The sequence below is a fragment of the Shewanella sp. 1311 genome, assembly GCF_059338235.1.
In genome coordinates this window covers 3,914,561-3,930,204 of record NZ_CM181686.1, presented here as the reverse complement: position 1 = coordinate 3,930,204, position 15,644 = coordinate 3,914,561, and the positions used below count along the sequence as shown (strand labels likewise).

General features: G+C 46.1%; 10 protein-coding genes. All 10 read left to right on the top strand.

The annotated features are described in order from the left end of the window. The first annotated feature begins 35 nt into the window (after positions 1 to 35). The 10 genes from AC5YB3_RS17430 (at position 36) to AC5YB3_RS17385 (ending at position 15,276) form a co-directional block, all read left to right on the top strand. A complete protein-coding gene (locus tag AC5YB3_RS17430; RefSeq protein ID WP_494525828.1) occupies positions 36 to 1,391 on the top strand; it encodes a GH1 family beta-glucosidase in 1,356 nt (451 codons plus the stop codon). Between the two features lie 10 nt (positions 1,392 to 1,401). Continuing rightward, complete coding sequence (locus AC5YB3_RS17425) at positions 1,402 to 2,727, top strand: glycoside-pentoside-hexuronide (GPH):cation symporter (protein WP_115335260.1); 1,326 nt, start codon at positions 1,402 to 1,404, stop codon at positions 2,725 to 2,727. 58 nt (positions 2,728 to 2,785) lie between these two features. Continuing rightward, positions 2,786 to 3,790 (top strand): LacI family DNA-binding transcriptional regulator, encoded by a 1,005-nt coding sequence (locus AC5YB3_RS17420; protein ID WP_494525827.1) that lies wholly within the window; start codon positions 2,786 to 2,788, stop codon positions 3,788 to 3,790. 687 nt (positions 3,791 to 4,477) lie between these two features. Further along, positions 4,478 to 7,474 (top strand): TonB-dependent receptor, encoded by a 2,997-nt coding sequence (locus AC5YB3_RS17415; protein WP_014620637.1) that lies wholly within the window; start codon positions 4,478 to 4,480, stop codon positions 7,472 to 7,474. 246 nt (positions 7,475 to 7,720) lie between these two features. After that, positions 7,721 to 9,352: a tryptophan halogenase family protein gene (locus AC5YB3_RS17410; RefSeq protein ID WP_494525826.1), complete on the top strand. Its 1,632-nt coding sequence runs from the start codon at positions 7,721 to 7,723 to the stop codon at positions 9,350 to 9,352. 58 nt (positions 9,353 to 9,410) lie between these two features. Next, a complete protein-coding gene (locus AC5YB3_RS17405; protein WP_494525825.1) occupies positions 9,411 to 10,133 on the top strand; it encodes a SapC family protein in 723 nt (240 codons plus the stop codon). Between the two features lie 13 nt (positions 10,134 to 10,146). After that, positions 10,147 to 11,166, top strand: a complete 1,020-nt coding sequence (locus AC5YB3_RS17400; protein WP_494525824.1) for a cupin-like domain-containing protein — start codon at positions 10,147 to 10,149, stop codon at positions 11,164 to 11,166. 20 nt (positions 11,167 to 11,186) lie between these two features. After that, positions 11,187 to 12,698 carry a tryptophan halogenase family protein gene (locus AC5YB3_RS17395; protein ID WP_494525823.1) on the top strand — a complete coding sequence of 504 codons (1,512 nt, stop codon included), beginning with the start codon at positions 11,187 to 11,189 and terminating at the stop codon, positions 12,696 to 12,698. A 9-nt stretch (positions 12,699 to 12,707) separates the two neighbouring features. Continuing rightward, positions 12,708 to 13,481, top strand: coding sequence for a DUF6445 family protein (locus AC5YB3_RS17390; protein ID WP_494525822.1), 774 nt, complete (start codon positions 12,708 to 12,710; stop codon positions 13,479 to 13,481). 241 nt (positions 13,482 to 13,722) lie between these two features. Further along, complete coding sequence (locus tag AC5YB3_RS17385) at positions 13,723 to 15,276, top strand: peptide MFS transporter (protein WP_494525821.1); 1,554 nt, start codon at positions 13,723 to 13,725, stop codon at positions 15,274 to 15,276. The last annotated feature ends 368 nt before the right edge of the window (positions 15,277 to 15,644 follow it).

The window sequence follows — 15,644 nt, the reverse complement described above, 5'->3', positions numbered from 1 at the left end:
CATGAATTCAAAAATATAATTAAGTGACTGAATATATGAAAATATCTTTACCAAAGAACTCGATACTCCAAAGCGAAGCGTTTACTTTTGGTGTTGCGACCGCTTCCTTTCAAATCGAAGGTGGCGTGGACTCTCGCCAAACCTGTATTTGGGATACCTTCTGTGCAACACCAGATAAAATCCGTGATGCCTCCAATGGCGATGTCGCCTGCAACCACCTGAATCTATGGCAAGAAGATATCGCCTTAATCGCGTCACTCGGGGTTGATGCCTATCGTTTTTCCATCGCATGGGGACGGGTCTTAAATCAAGATGGCAGCATTAATCAGCAGGGAGTTAATTTCTACATTGGCATTCTAGACGAACTAAAACGTATAAATATCAAAGCATTTGTCACGCTTTACCATTGGGATCTTCCTCAACATATTGAGGATCAAGGCGGCTGGTTAAACCGAGATACCGCTTACCTTTTCAAAGACTATGCTGACAAAATAAGCCAAGCCTTCGGCGACCGAGTGTATTCCTACGCCACTTTAAACGAACCCTTTTGCAGCTCATATTTAGGCTATGAGGCAGGCATTCACGCCCCAGGTTTAATGAAAAAAGCCTATGGCCGTCAATCGGCTCACCACTTATTGCTCGCCCACGGCTTAGCGATGCAAGTACTGCAAAAGAACAGCCCTAACAGCATGAATGGCATAGTTCTTAACTTCACGCCTTGCTACGCATTGACAGAAAGCGCTGCCGATATTCAAGCCGCAAAACAAGCCGATGATTACTTTAACCAGTGGTATATCAAGCCCATTTTCGATGCGGTATACCCAGACCTTCTCACAGCATTAGCGCCAGAAGACAGACCGGAAATTCACGACGGCGACCTTGAGCTTATCAGTCAACCAATTGATTTTTTAGGGGTTAACTTTTATACCCGCGCCGTATATCAGGCCGATGCAGAACAAGGATTTGTGCAAGTTGATTTACCTGGGGTACCTAAAACCGACATAGGCTGGGAGATCCATCCACAGGCATTTACCGATTTACTGGTTTCTTTAAATCAAACCTATGATTTACCGCCTATTTTCATCACAGAAAATGGTGCAGCCATGGACGATAAATGCATTGATGGGCGTGTCGATGACTTCGATAGGCTCAGCTATTACCAGCACCATTTAACCGCAGTAGACAATGCCATAGTACAAGGAGTTAACATTCAGGGTTACTTTGCCTGGAGCTTGATGGATAATTTTGAGTGGGCCGAAGGCTACTTAAAACGTTTTGGCATTGTCTATGTGGATTATGCAAGCCAAACCAGAACGATAAAGGCCAGTGGTCAAGCCTACAGCGACTTAATTCGCTCAAGGGCTCACTTTACTAATAACAATAATAAATAAGGCTAAAGCCATGATTAGCATAAAAGAAAAAATAGCCTATGGGCTTGGCGACACTGCCAGCAACATCGTTTTTCAAACCGTTATGCTGTTCCTTACCTTTTTTTACACCGACATTTTTGGCATTTCACCCGCCTTTGTCGGCACTATGTTTCTACTGGTACGGTTGATTGATGCCGTCACCGATCCTTTAATGGGTGCATTGGCTGACCGCACGAACACCCGTTGGGGTAAATTCAGACCCTATTTACTCTGGTTTGCCCTGCCCTTTGGGATTATCAGTGTATTGGCATTTACGACCCCAGATTTATCTGAAGATGGGAAAATGATTTATGCCTTCGTGACTTACACAGCATTGATGATGGTATATACCGCCATTAATATTCCCTATTGCGCCTTAGGTGGAGTACTGACGGCCGATCCCAAAGAGCGAGTTTCGGTGCAATCCTATCGGTTTGTGTTCGCTATGCTCGGTGGCTTACTTGTCTCAGGACTCACCCTGCCTCTCGTCGAATTTCTCGGTAAAGGTGACCAAGCAAAAGGGTATCAGCTCACGATTCTCGCCATGAGTATCTTAGGCGTTGCCATGTTTTTGGCCTGCTTCTGGGGCACAAAAGAGCGCTTACATCCGCCCGTGGATCAAAATTCCAGCTTTAAACAGGACTTTACCTATCTATTACAAAATGACCAATGGCGAGTGTTATCCGCCGCTGCAGTTTGCCTATTATCCGGCATGGTATTGCGCACTAGCCTCGCCATTTACTACGTAAAATATTTTCTTAACCTGCCAGATATGATCACCCTTTTCATCACCTTAGGCATGGTGGGCAATATTTTTGGCTGCATTCTCGCAGAGCCATTAGCTAAGCGTGTTTGTAAGGTTAAAGCCTATATTGTGTTGCAAATCCTAGCCGCGACCCTGTGTGTACTGCACTTTTTTGTCCCTAAAGATCAAGTCGTTCTCGCCTTCACTCTTTATATTGTCTGGGGATTTACCTTCAATATGGCCACCCCATTACTCTGGGCTAAAATGGCCGATACAGTCGATTATGGTCAATACAAAACCGGCGTGCGTATCACAGGCATGATTTACTCCTCGGTGATTTTCTTTATCAAACTTGGAGTCGCGATTGGCGGTGCGGCGGCGGGATGGTTACTGGCAAGTTATGGCTATCAAGCCGATGCCGTTCAGAGTGAAACGACGCTCAATGGCATCTTAATTTCATTTACCCTTTATCCCGCTATCGGCTCAATTTTGGTCGCATTTATCATGCGTCGTTATACGCTAAATAACCAGAAAGTGGATGAAATCCATCTGGAATTAAATAGAGCCAGCTAATAAAAATATGCTAATCTTCAAGGCATTGTACTTTTCAGTACCTCTAATTTGAGATGATATGGCCACTATTTACGACGTTTCGGTACTTGCAGGCGTTTCACTTGCGACTGTGTCACGGGTGATGAATAAAAACACCAATGTCAGTGAGAAAACCAAACAAAAGGTATTAGACGCTATGGCTCAGTTGGACTATCGCCCCAATGCGATAGCCCAATCATTAGCGTCCAACTGCTCAAATAGTGTGGGCGTCCTGGTATCACAACTCGATGGCCCATTTTATGGACCTATGATGACTGAAATTGAAGATGCCCTGCGTGATGCGGGTAAACACGTCATTATTGCCGCGGGTAAAAGCAATGAATCCCTAGAAAAGGATGCGGTGCAGTTTTTACTTGATCGCGGCTGTGATGCGTTGATTATCGACGTGGAAGCGGTTTCAGATGACTATCTTATCGATCTCTGTAAGCGCAGCACGCCAATCGTGCTGATTAACCGCTATGTTGCCGCCATACGTGAACGCTGTATTTATCTCGATAACGAGCTTGGCGGTTACCTCGCGACTCAGCATATGTTGTCGTTAGGGCATAAACATATTGCTTATATATCAGGACCTTTATTCAAACTAGATGCTAGGCAGCGCCTGATGGGCCATAAAAAAGCGCTCACTGAATCGGCCATTCCCTATGAGAGTGAGCTGTTCTACGAAGGGACATTTAAAGAGTCGAGTGGTTGCGATGGCATGCGACATTTACTCAGCCTACAACGGCCATTTACTGCGGTGATTTGCGCCAATGACCAAATGGCATCGGGTGCGATTTCAACCTGCCTTGAACAAGGGCTTAAGGTGCCCGAAGATTTATCCTTCATGGGTTATGATAACATCCCGTTTCCCCAGTATATTTCCCCTAAGCTCACCTCAGTCAGTAACCCCATCCATGAAATGGGTAAAATGGCGGCGTTCTGGGTGCTAAAACACGTTTACAATAAAACCGATGTGGAAATCGTTAGCCATTTCACCCCCTCATTATTTGTAAGAGATTCAGCAATTAAACGAGAAAAATAGCGAATAAATGAAGGCTAGCACTGCTCTAGCCTGACCATGTTGAACTGCAAGAATGAGCACTGCATTGCATTTTCTAGTTAGATTTTACGTGCACAAGTGAGCAAGTTTGACTCAAAAACGATGTGAAAAACGGTCTATAAACCCAAGTAAAACTCGCTCATAACGTACTTTTTAAAGGGCATTTAATGAGTGTTAACGATGCTTTTCAGCATCTTTAAAACCCGTATTTATCGCCTGTGAACACCTATATTCTGCCCCAACGAAAGCCTTAATAATTCCCCTTTTAGGCGTGAAATCACTGCCGAAATGGTCAATCATCCCCGCTCGCGCGAAATAGCCCTCAAATTTTGGCATTCCCCCTAGCGTAAAAACACCATTTCATACGTCATAAAGTGAATTTAGCACACCCTTCCTCACCAATATTCATCATAAATGTGTAACAAAATATAAAACTGGTTCTATTTTAAAACAATAAGTTAGAATATCATCACAAACAAAAAACGCATTATATTGCAACAATAAAGTAACTTACCGTTGACTCTGCTGATAATTTAAACTAGCTTTATGTAAGCGCTTACATAAACCTTAACAAGAACAAAAAAATGTCTGTGTTGTACATGATTTGTTCAACCCACACCACAAATCAGAGAGTTGTAGCCTGAATATCTACTCAACGGGGAGATGTAGATGGAACTTAGAACATTTAGAAAAACCAGATTGGCCACTAGCCTTTCGCTAGTCTTAGGCGTGGGCTCTATCATGCCCGCCTATGCCGCCGATACTGATAAAAAAGAAGAAAATATTGAAGTTATTCAAGTAACAGGGATCCGCGGTAGTTTAGTCCGTTCGATGGACGTAAAACGCGGCTCAGAAGGCATTGTTGATGCAATTAACGCCGAAGATATCGGTAAATTCCCCGACAGTAACTTAGCTGAATCGCTACAACGTATTTCTGGCGTATCTATCGACCGTCAAAACGGTGAAGGTAGCCGAGTGTCGGTCCGTGGTTTTGGTGCCGATCAAAACTTAGTGCTATTAAACGGACGTCAAATGCCAGTCACCACTGGCTCTCGCTCATTCGACTTTGCCAACATAGCGTCAGAAGCCATCAGTGCGGTTGAAGTGGAGAAAACCGCTAAGGCGGAAAATCCAACGGGCGGTATTGGCGCAACGATCAATGTGCTCACCCATAGACCGCTAAGCTCGCCAGGCATGAAGGCCACTTTCGGTGCAAAGGCCGTTGATGACTCATCCACGGATAAAGGCTCTACCACACCAGAGCTTTCTGGCTTGTACTCAAATACCTTTGCCGATGATAAATTTGGGATTTCTATTTCAGGTAGCTATCAAGAAAGGGAAAGTGGTAATCAACAAGCCCAAGTCGGTACCGGTTGGCGCAGCTTCCCAGGTATCGTTGACCAAGATTACAGCGGCCCCAACGCAGAATGGGGCGGCGTTCCTAAAAACGACAATCAAGTCAATCGCCCTGGCGATGATGACGTGTATAGCGTGCCACAAACCACGATTTACCGTTTTGAAGAACAGCAACGCAAACGCACCAACGGTCAATTAGTGCTGCAATACGAGCCAATTGATTCGCTGCGCGCAACGCTTGATTACACTTACATGCGTAACGACATCGATACTCAAACGCACGACGTCTCGGCATGGTTCAACTTTGTGCCGTCCCAAGAAAATATTTGGAGTGATGGCCCAGTTTCATCACCACTCGTTTATTCCGAAACCTACGATGCACCAGCCGACCTTTCAATGGCTGCTGGCGATTTCGGCACCCGCGACCAAAGTGGTTCACTGGGTTTTAACTTAGCTTGGGAAGCCAGTGATAATCTGACGTTAAACTTGGATTACCATAACTCCTACGCCGAACGTACGCCTAACAATGTCAATGGCAGTACGAGTAACCTCAGTACCGCCGCCTTTATTCGTACCAGTGCAGCGACCGATTTTAGCGGTGATGTCCCAGTACTCGCCGTTGGTGGTGGAAATGCGGTTCGCCCAGAAGATATGCGCGTGACTGGTTCAACCTTTACCAATGCCGTCAATCGTTCCGAAATCGAACAGCTGCAAATGTCGGGTAAATATGATTTAGCCGAAGCAGGCAGTATCGATTTTGGTATTGCGATGTCAGACGTGAATAACCACTCCCAACAGGTTGATATTCAACGTAACGACTGGGGTGGCGTTGGTGCAGCGGGTGATTTAGATGCTGCTTGGTTCCCGACCAGTTCAGTTATCGATAAATTTGATGGTTCAAAAGGTAATTTCGCAGGTTATAACGGTAATGCTTCGACAGATCCACTAAACACTATGTTTCTGTGGGACTTTGAAGCGGTTCGTGCCCGTGCTGCAGAACTCTATGCAACCAACATAGTGGGTGATTGTGGTAATGGCTTCTGCCCTTCTACCGATTACTCCAAAGGCACAGACCGTTTCACTGAAGAAAAATCTCAATCTGCCTATATCCAATACAACTTCGCCAGCGAAATTGCCAACATGCCCTATGACGTGCATTTCGGCTTACGCTACGAAAAAACAGATGTTGAATCGACTTCTGTTGTTTCCTCCTATGATACAGCTACTTGGATTGCAGAATCTGAAATCGCGCTAACGAGTTCTGTGGATAATAATCGCGTTTATCAAACTCAAAAGGGTGATTACGATTACCTACTACCTAGCTTCAACTTTAATATTGAAATGCTGGAAGATGTGTTTGTCCGCGCCGCCTTTAGCCAAACGATTGGTCGTCCTGATTACACCTCGATTCAAGGTGGCACCACAGTAGGAACGCTTGCCTATCGCAACGGTGGTAGCGGCTCTGCGGGTAACCCAAGTTTGTTACCACTTGAGTCAACAAACTACGACCTATCGACAGAATGGTATTACAACGATGCCAGTTACGTCTCAATCGGTTATTTCCGTAAAGATGTGACTAACTTTATCAGTAGTAACCCTGAAAACTCAGACATCTACAACATTCCGGATCCAGCACACGGTAAATATGTTGATGAAGCCATTGCGGCAGGTGCCACTACTGCGATTCAACAACGCCAATGGATTTATGACAAATACGGTGCAACCGACCCGAATGTGAAGATCAATCCTGATAACGGCAATATCGAGATTACCGGTAACCCAGGTGATCCATCGTTAAACTTCCTCATTACTAACCCCACTAACAGTGATTTAAGTAATGTGATTGATGGTTGGGAGTTTTCTATCCAGCACTTCTTTGGTGAGTCAGGATTTGGTATCCAAGCCAACTACACTATGGTGGATGCGGGGGACAGCTATGATAACACTAACTTAGGTCGCCCAGGTGATGCGACCCAGAACGTGATTTTAGGGATCAGCGATACCGCAAACTTGGTCGGTATCTATGAAAACTATGGTTTCTCGGCCCGTATCGCCTATAACTGGCGTGATGAGTTCTTAAACTCAACAGGTCAGGATACTGGCTCGAACCCTAAATACACCGAAGCTTATTCGCAGGTGGACTTTAACATAGGCTACGACGTTGAAGCGGTTGAAGGTTTAACCATCTTCATCGAAGGCTTAAACATCACCAATGAAGCCACGCGTGTACACGGCCGTGCGACGGAACAAGTCCTTAACTACACCCAGACGGGTGCGCGTTACAGTATAGGTGCACGTTACACTTTCTAGTCGTACCGATTTAAGAGCAACAGATCTTTACCCTAAGGTCGTATGAGGTATGCCATAGATGCCTCATTTTTATCAGGATGACAGCAGGCTACACGGACGTAGCCGCTCTTTTTAGTCAATATGAGTAAAATAAATACTGGAAATCGCAGTAAAACTATTCAATGCTAGCGCAATAGTTAACCGCGTTAGTGATAACGAAAAAAATAAAAGCCTTTATAAACAACAATAAAAGATTAGGCACTCGATATGCAGCAAGCAACTCACACAGCCATTAATAATATTGTCATTGTTGGTGGCGGCACAGCCGGTTGGATAACCGCAGCCCTTTTGGCCGCCGAGCATAATGTCGATAAAGGCCAGCTTGCGCACTCGCCTAAACTCAATATCACATTAATAGAATCCCCCGATGTGGCCACTATTGGCGTCGGCGAAGGCACTTGGCCTTCGATGCGTAACACCTTAGATAAAATCGGCATCAGCGAAACCGAATTTATCCGCCAATGCGACGCGAGTTTCAAGCAAGGCTCACGCTTTATTCACTGGCAGCACGATGATACTGAACGTACTAAACCATTCGATTCTAACCAATATTTACATCCCTTTAGCCTACCCCATGGCCATCAAGAGTTAGACTTGTGTCCCTTTTGGTTGCCTCACAGTGACAAGGTCAGTTTTGCTCAGGCGGTATCCAACCAAGATGCGCTGACTCAGTTAGGGCTAGCGCCTAAAACCATTGCGACACCGGAATATCATTTTCAAAACAATTACGGCTATCACTTAGATGCGGGTAAATTTAGCCAACTGTTAATGCTGCATTGCACCGAAAAACTGGGGATCAAGTACATTCGTGATCATGTCACTCAGGTTCAAAGCCTTGATAATGGGGATATCGAAAGCCTTGCGACCAAAGAACATGGCGTGATCTTAGGCGATATGTTTGTCGATTGTTCCGGCACTAAATCATTGCTGCTGGGCGAGCATTTTAACGTGCCCTTCCTCAGCCAAAAAGCTGTGCTGTTTAACGACAGCGCCTTAGCAATACAAGTCCCCTATGCCGAAGAAAACAGCCCTATCGCCTCATGCACACTCTCAACGGCGCAGCCCAATGGCTGGATCTGGGATATAGGTTTACCGACTCGCAAAGGCGTGGGTTATGTCTATTCATCAGCCCATTGTAGCGATGACGAGGCAGAACAAACCTTAAAAGCCTATTTAGCCAATGACACATCAACTAATCCTCAATCGGCATCCAGCAACGCAGTTGATAGTCGTAAACAAGAATATCGAAAGTTGAATATCAACCCCGGCTACCATGCAAAATGCTGGCAAAACAACTGTATTGCCATCGGCATGGCGGCAGGCTTTATTGAGCCTTTAGAAGCATCGGCATTGGCTTTAGTGGAATGGACGGCAAATATCTTAGCCACGCAACTGCCAACGCATCGCGGCGTAATGGACACGATTGCCCAGCGAGTGAATGAACGCTACGAGCGCCACTGGCAGCAAATCATCGACTTTTTGAAACTGCATTATGTCGTGAGTCGACGCGAAGTAGATGGCTACTGGCGCGATCACCGGGAGGCCGCATCCATCCCAGAAAGATTACAGCAGCAACTCGACTTATGGCGTTATCAAGCACCAAGCAGTCACGATATTAGCTACAAAGAACCCTTATTTCCGGCGGCGAGTTTCCAATATGTTCTTTATGGTATGGGCTTTAATACTGCCCAGCCCACCCATATCAAGCCGTCGCAACAGCAAGTTGCCCAAAGACTTTTTAGTGAGAATCAGCAAAAGATCCATGCATTGAGCCAGAGCCTTCCGAGCAATCGCGACCTATTAAACAAGGTCAGGCAATTTGGTTTCCCTAAGATTTAGCACAAATAACAAGAATAACTCGCAACAGTGAGAACCAACAAAGGACAAAGGTAACCCTATGAACCAACACGTATTACTTAACAGCGTAGATCATAAAGATATTAAAATTATCACTGAGCGTAGTGCTAAGTACGGCGATAATGTCTGGTTCAGTGTCACTTTTCCGGCGGAGTTTCGCAGCGTACAAGCGCATTATCCGATTTTTTTCCAAAAGGATCAGACCACAGGCCAGTTCTTTGCAGTGGCGCTTTATGGTTTTCAAAATAATGAGAATCTGTTTTTAAATAACGGCACTTGGCAGGCTTCTTATATCCCTCTCACCCTACGTCGTCAGCCGTTTCTTATTGGTCAGCAAAGCGTGCGTGAAGACGGTGTCGAGCGCAAACAAAGGGTCATACACCTCGATATGGTGAGCCCAAAAGTCAGCACAACCGAAGGCGAAGCTTTGTTCCATCCCTATGGTGGCAATACGCAATATCTGGATGACATTGGGGATATGTTAGAAGGTATCCACCACGGGCTTATCGACAGTAAGCACTTTATCGATTTGCTTATCGAACATAAGTTGCTGGAATCCTTTACCTTAGATATCAAGCTCGACAATGGCCACCAACATCAAATGATGGGTTTCTATACTATTAATGAAGAAACGCTAGCGGCCCTTTCGGCAGAAGTGCTCGCTCAATTACATGCTAAAAGTTATCTAGAGGCGATTTACATGACCTTGGCCTCACAGGCAAGAGTACGTGACTTGCTTAACCTTAAAAATGCGCAAGGTTAACTAGGTCGCAGCCATGAGTCTTGATGTGATTAAACCTAAAACTAATGTCGTCAAACACCTTGAAAACTGCCCAACCGAGGAGATGCTCGCGCTGATTAAAGATGCTGAGCAGCCTTTGGTATTTAAAGGACTTTGCGCAAACTGGCCTTTAGTGAAAGCAGGGCTTGAGTCCAGCGATAGCGCGATGAAGTATCTGGCCCAGTTTTACCAAGGCATGCCCGTCACCGCCTATTATTTAGCGCCAGAACATCAAGGCCGCGTATTTTATAACGACACTTTAGATGGGTTTAATTATCAGGCGGGTAAGTTAGATTTGCGGCAAATCTTCACGCAGCTCACTGCGCCGCAAGCCGCCAGTATTTATATGGGCTCAACCGATATTAATCAGTGCTTACCCGGACTTGGCGACGACAATAGTTTCAATCTTGCACCTTTGTCACCGCTCACCAATATCTGGCTTGGCAATCAAACTCGTATCGCTGCGCATTTCGACTTTCCCCATAACTTAGCCTGCAATGTCGTAGGTAGACGCACTTTTACCCTGTTCCCGCCGGAGCAAGTCAGCAATCTGTATATTGGCCCAATGGAGTTTGCTCCGGGCGGCCAAGACATTAGCTTAGTCGATATGGATAACCCCGATTTTGACCGCTTTCCTAAATTTGCCAAGGCGATGGAAGCCGCGCAAGTCGCCGAACTGGAACCCGGTGATGTGTTATTCATCCCCAGTATGTGGTGGCACCATGTGCGTGGAATGGATGACTTTAATGTGCTCATTACACATTGGTGGCGAGATACGCCCGGCTATCTTGGTCGCCCCAATAATGCCTTACTGCACGCGATGTTAAGTTTACGCTCCTTACCCAAGGCCCAGCGTCAGGCGTGGAAAGCCCTGTTCGAACACTATATTTTTGACCATGAGGATGACGATCTAGAGCATATTCCTAGTGCTGCCCAAGGTATGCTGACCACCCCACTCGATGAAATCAACGCCCGAAAACTGCGGGCAGATTTAACCAATAAGCTCAAACGTTAGCCCAGTTGAGGATATAAACGATGACAACAGCCATAAAAAGAGTCGTGATTGCAGGTGGCGGAACAGCCGGATGGATGGCAGCTGCGGCGCTCACTAAGTTGATGGGCAAACACTTAGAAATTGTGCTGGTCGAATCCGATGAAATAGGTACGGTCGGTGTGGGCGAAGCGACGATCCCCACATTACACATTTTTCATCGATTACTCGGCCTCAAAGAACAAGAGGTCATGGCAGCGACAAATGCGACCTTTAAACTCGGGATCTCCTTTGAAAATTGGCAGGATATCAATAAAAACTACCTGCATTCCTTTGGTTTTTTAGGTAAAGATTGTTGGGCCTGTGGTTTTCAACATTTTTGGCTGAAAGGCAAACAACTCGGCATGGTGAGTGAAATAGGCGACTACTGCGCCGAACATCTCGCCGCCCGTCAAGGACGCTTTGCCGTATTGCCAAACCAAGATTACAACCATGCTTACCACATGGACGCCAGCCTCTATGCCAAGTACCTTCGAAAAATGGCCGAACAACACGGCATTCACCGTATTGAAGGAAAAATAAAACAGGTATTACAGCATCACGATAGCGGCAATATCAAAGCGCTCGTCTTAGAGAATGACGAAACTATCGAAGGGGATTTGTTTATCGATTGCACAGGCTTTCGCGCACTGCTGATCGAACAAACGCTTAATACTGGCTTTGAGGATTGGAGCCATTATCTCCCCTGCGACAGTGCGATTGCGGTGCAAACCCAGTCCGTAGGTGCCCCTATTCCCTATACTCGCTCGATTGCCCGTGAGTCGGGTTGGCAGTGGCGTATTCCACTGCAAAATCGCACGGGCAATGGCCTGGTCTTTTGCAGCAAATTTATCTCCGATGAGGATGCCACTGAATTGCTCCTCGCTAATCTTGAAGGGGAACCGCTGAATAAGCCTAGGGTCATTAAGTTTAAAACCGGCACCCGTCGCCTGCATTGGCATAAAAACTGTGTTGCCGTCGGGCTGTCCGGCGGATTTTTAGAGCCACTCGAATCCACCAGCATTCATTTAATCCAACGTAGTATTATCAGATTGATGCAACTATTCCCGTCGGCGGGCATAGTGCAATCCGATATTGATGAGTTTAATCAACAAACTAAACTCGAAATGGACAATATCCGCGACTTTATCATCTTGCATTACAAGGCCACGGAACGCGAAGACAGCCGTTTCTGGCGTTATTGTAAAAATATGGACATTCCAGCGTCGCTCAAACATCGAATCGAAATGTTTGCCGACAGCGGCAAAGTCTATAAATACGGTAGTGAACTCTTTGGCGAAAGCTCATGGATCCAAGTGATGATGGGCCAAGGCATAATGCCAAAACACTATCACCCGATAGTCGATGTGATGGAAGAGCCTGAACTCGAAGCCTTCTTAAACAACATTAAATCAACCGTTAAGCGTAAGGTCGAAAGCCTACCTGCCCACATCGATTTTATTCAGCACTATTGCCCAGCTGAGGTTCTAGCCAACACTAAACCTATGCCAATGTGAGGTACAGGGATGCAAACCATCGAGCGCAACACGAATACGGCTAAGCCACAGGCAACTAAGCAGCAGGCAACTAAGCAACAGACAGTCAAGCTCACGCCTCAGCTAGTCTATCTTGGCAATGAAAAGACGCCCTTGATTATTATCGATGATGTTGCGGCGGATCTATTGCCAATACGTGAGTGTGCCTACAACCAAGCACACTTTTCTGCCGATAACGGGTCTTTTTACCCCGGCGTGCGTGCCCCCTTGCCGCAGGCCTATGTCACCGATGTACTCAATCTTGTGTACCAACTGATTTATGATGTTTATCAAATCCCTTCGAGCTTAAGCATCAAATTACAGGCGTTGTATTTCTCGCTGATCAGCACCCCCGCGTGTGAGCTTAAACCGCTGCAATGCCTGCCGCATTTTGATACTCCATCACCGCACTATTTCGCGCTGTTGCACTATTTAAACGACGGCCCCCATGGCAATACGGCATTTTTCCGCCATATTCCGACGGGTTTTGAGCGGATAAATGAAGAGCGTATGCCAGACTACTTTAAGTCGGCTCAACCTTTAGTCGATGACATTACTCGCCATCCGTCGGGCTATTGTGTTGAAAGCAACAGTCATTATGAGATTTATCATCAAGTCGAGTATCGCCCGAATCGTTTAGTGATTTATCCCGGTAATTTGCTGCATTCCACCTTAGTGAACCCACAAACCGATATTGATGCCAACCCAAGAACAGGCCGGCTAACGAGCAATATTTTTATCGAGTTTAAACCCTCAGTCCGCTAACCCAGCGATTCACAAAGTGTTATCTCACAGTGACTGACGCTGACGACTTTAGGTTTAGCTGGGTTTATTGACGTCCCCAAAGTCGTAGTTAACACAGTCCAACGCCTTAAACACACCTTAAAATTCATCAATTCATTTGTAACAAAGTCTGTTTTGCCAGTCTCTGCCATTGGTTTGCTTGGGTTATCGCCTTATACTTTTGAACTCAAATATTAAAACAACAATGTTGGAAGCAAGCGATATGACTATTGGGACTGCTCCGGTAAGTAAAACACATTCATTTATGACTGTGTCTCTTATCGAATTATGGGAACGCTTTGGTTATTACGGCATGCAAGCGCTGATTGTGTACTTTATGGTGCAGCGCCTTGGCTTTGATGACTCACGTGCAAACTTAGTATGGAGTGCCTGTGCGGCGCTCATTTATGTATCACCGGCGATTGGTGGTTGGGTTGGGGATAAGATCCTCGGCACTAAACGCACTATGCTGCTCGGCGCGGGGATTTTGTCTCTGGGTTATGCGCTGATGGCCGTACCCACTGAAAATACGTGGTTTATGTTTTCAGCGCTCGGCGTGATTGTGGTCGGTAACGGCCTGTTCAAACCGAATGCGGGTAACTTAGTTCGTAAAATTTACGAAGGTGACGATTCTAAAATCGACAGTGCGTTTACCATCTATTATATGGCGGTCAACGTTGGCTCGACCTTCTCTATGTTGCTCACGCCTTGGATTAAAGATTACGTCAACGCACAGTATGGCAACGAGTTTGGCTGGCATGCCGCCTTTGCCGTGTGTTGTGTCGGCATATTGGTGGGTTTAGGCAACTATGCACTTATGCGTAAGAGTTTAGTCCATTACGGTTCTGAGCCAGATACTCGCCCAGTGAACAAGAAAAGCCTCGCAATTGTGTTAGCTCTATCCGCATTGTCGGTTGTCGCTTCGGCCATTATTCTGGAATATGAAGCGGTTGCCCGTGTCTTTGTTTACGCCGCTGGCGTAGCCGTATTGGCCATTTTCTTCCACTTGATCCGCACCAGCGAAACCAGTGAACGAGCGGGACTGATTGCGGCGCTGATCCTCACAGTGCAAACCGTGTTCTTCTTTATCTTCTATCAACAAATGTCGACGTCATTGGCGCTGTTTGCCTTGCGTAACGTGGACTGGGATTTCCAAATTTTTGGTACCCATTTGTGGACTTGGTCTCCGGCCCAGTTCCAAGCATTAAATCCATTATGGATTATGGTGTTAAGTCCAATCTTGGCTTGGAGTTATTCGTGGGCAGGTCGCAATGATAAAGACTTCTCTATCGCGGCGAAATTTGCCCTCGGTTTTGCCGTCGTGGCTATAGGCTTCTTTATCTATGGCTTTGCCGGACAATTCGCCGTCAACGGTAAAACCTCTTCATGGATCATGATCTGGGGCTATGCCTCTTACTCTTTAGGCGAATTGCTGGTGAGTGGTCTTGGTCTTGCTATGATTGCCCGCTACGTGCCTGCGCGTATGGGCGGCTTTATGATGGGCGCCTATTTCGTCGCCTCAGGTATTTCACAGTATCTGGGCGGTGTGGTCGCTAACTTCGCCAGTGTGCCGAAAGATTTAGTCGATCCACTGCAAACCTTGCCCGTATACACCAGCCTATTTAATAAGTTGGGTATCGCGGCTGTGGTCTGTACCTTTTTCGCCCTTGCGGTATTACCGCTAATGCGTCGCCTGACTGAGACTCACCATTCACATAATAATACTGAGAATGAAAGTGCTGCAGCATCGCTACGGGATGTGAAAGCCGAGCAGTAATGCTCGACTGACAATAGCGATTTATCTATTGCATAACATCAACTGCCGATAGCCCTGCTGTCGGCAGTTTTTTATCACTTCACTTAGTTATACCCTTGTGTTGCAACTCATAACCAAATGAGCTGTAGCAAACGTCACCCAATCCCGCAGTGACAGGCCTAGCGCTGAGTTGCTGAGAATAAGATCTTCAGTTCCACATTATCGTCCCTCACGCTGGGATGACTTCACCGTCTCGATTTGTTACAAAGCAAGTATGAACCCAGACGCACTCAGTTTAATAGCGCTGCTCAAGTGCAAACTCAAATTGACATGACTAATGAAATAACGAATGGGAAAGAGTTAGCCGTTCAAGCTTGAGAAGCGCGGTA

Excerpts from the sequence above, each read along its gene's own strand:
- AC5YB3_RS17400 (WP_494525824.1), top strand. The coding sequence starts at position 10,147 with ATGAGTCTTGATGTGATTAAACCTAAAACTAATGTCGTCAAACACCTT.
- AC5YB3_RS17420 (WP_494525827.1), top strand. The coding sequence starts at position 2,786 with ATGGCCACTATTTACGACGTTTCGGTACTTGCAGGCGTTTCACTTGCG.
- AC5YB3_RS17390 (WP_494525822.1), top strand. The coding sequence starts at position 12,708 with ATGCAAACCATCGAGCGCAACACGAATACGGCTAAGCCACAGGCAACT.
- AC5YB3_RS17430 (WP_494525828.1), top strand. The coding sequence starts at position 36 with ATGAAAATATCTTTACCAAAGAACTCGATACTCCAAAGCGAAGCGTTT.
- AC5YB3_RS17410 (WP_494525826.1), top strand. The coding sequence starts at position 7,721 with ATGCAGCAAGCAACTCACACAGCCATTAATAATATTGTCATTGTTGGT.
- AC5YB3_RS17395 (WP_494525823.1), top strand. The coding sequence starts at position 11,187 with ATGACAACAGCCATAAAAAGAGTCGTGATTGCAGGTGGCGGAACAGCC.
- AC5YB3_RS17405 (WP_494525825.1), top strand. The coding sequence starts at position 9,411 with ATGAACCAACACGTATTACTTAACAGCGTAGATCATAAAGATATTAAA.
- AC5YB3_RS17385 (WP_494525821.1), top strand. The coding sequence starts at position 13,723 with ATGACTATTGGGACTGCTCCGGTAAGTAAAACACATTCATTTATGACT.
- AC5YB3_RS17425 (WP_115335260.1), top strand. The coding sequence starts at position 1,402 with ATGATTAGCATAAAAGAAAAAATAGCCTATGGGCTTGGCGACACTGCC.
- AC5YB3_RS17415 (WP_014620637.1), top strand. The coding sequence starts at position 4,478 with ATGGAACTTAGAACATTTAGAAAAACCAGATTGGCCACTAGCCTTTCG.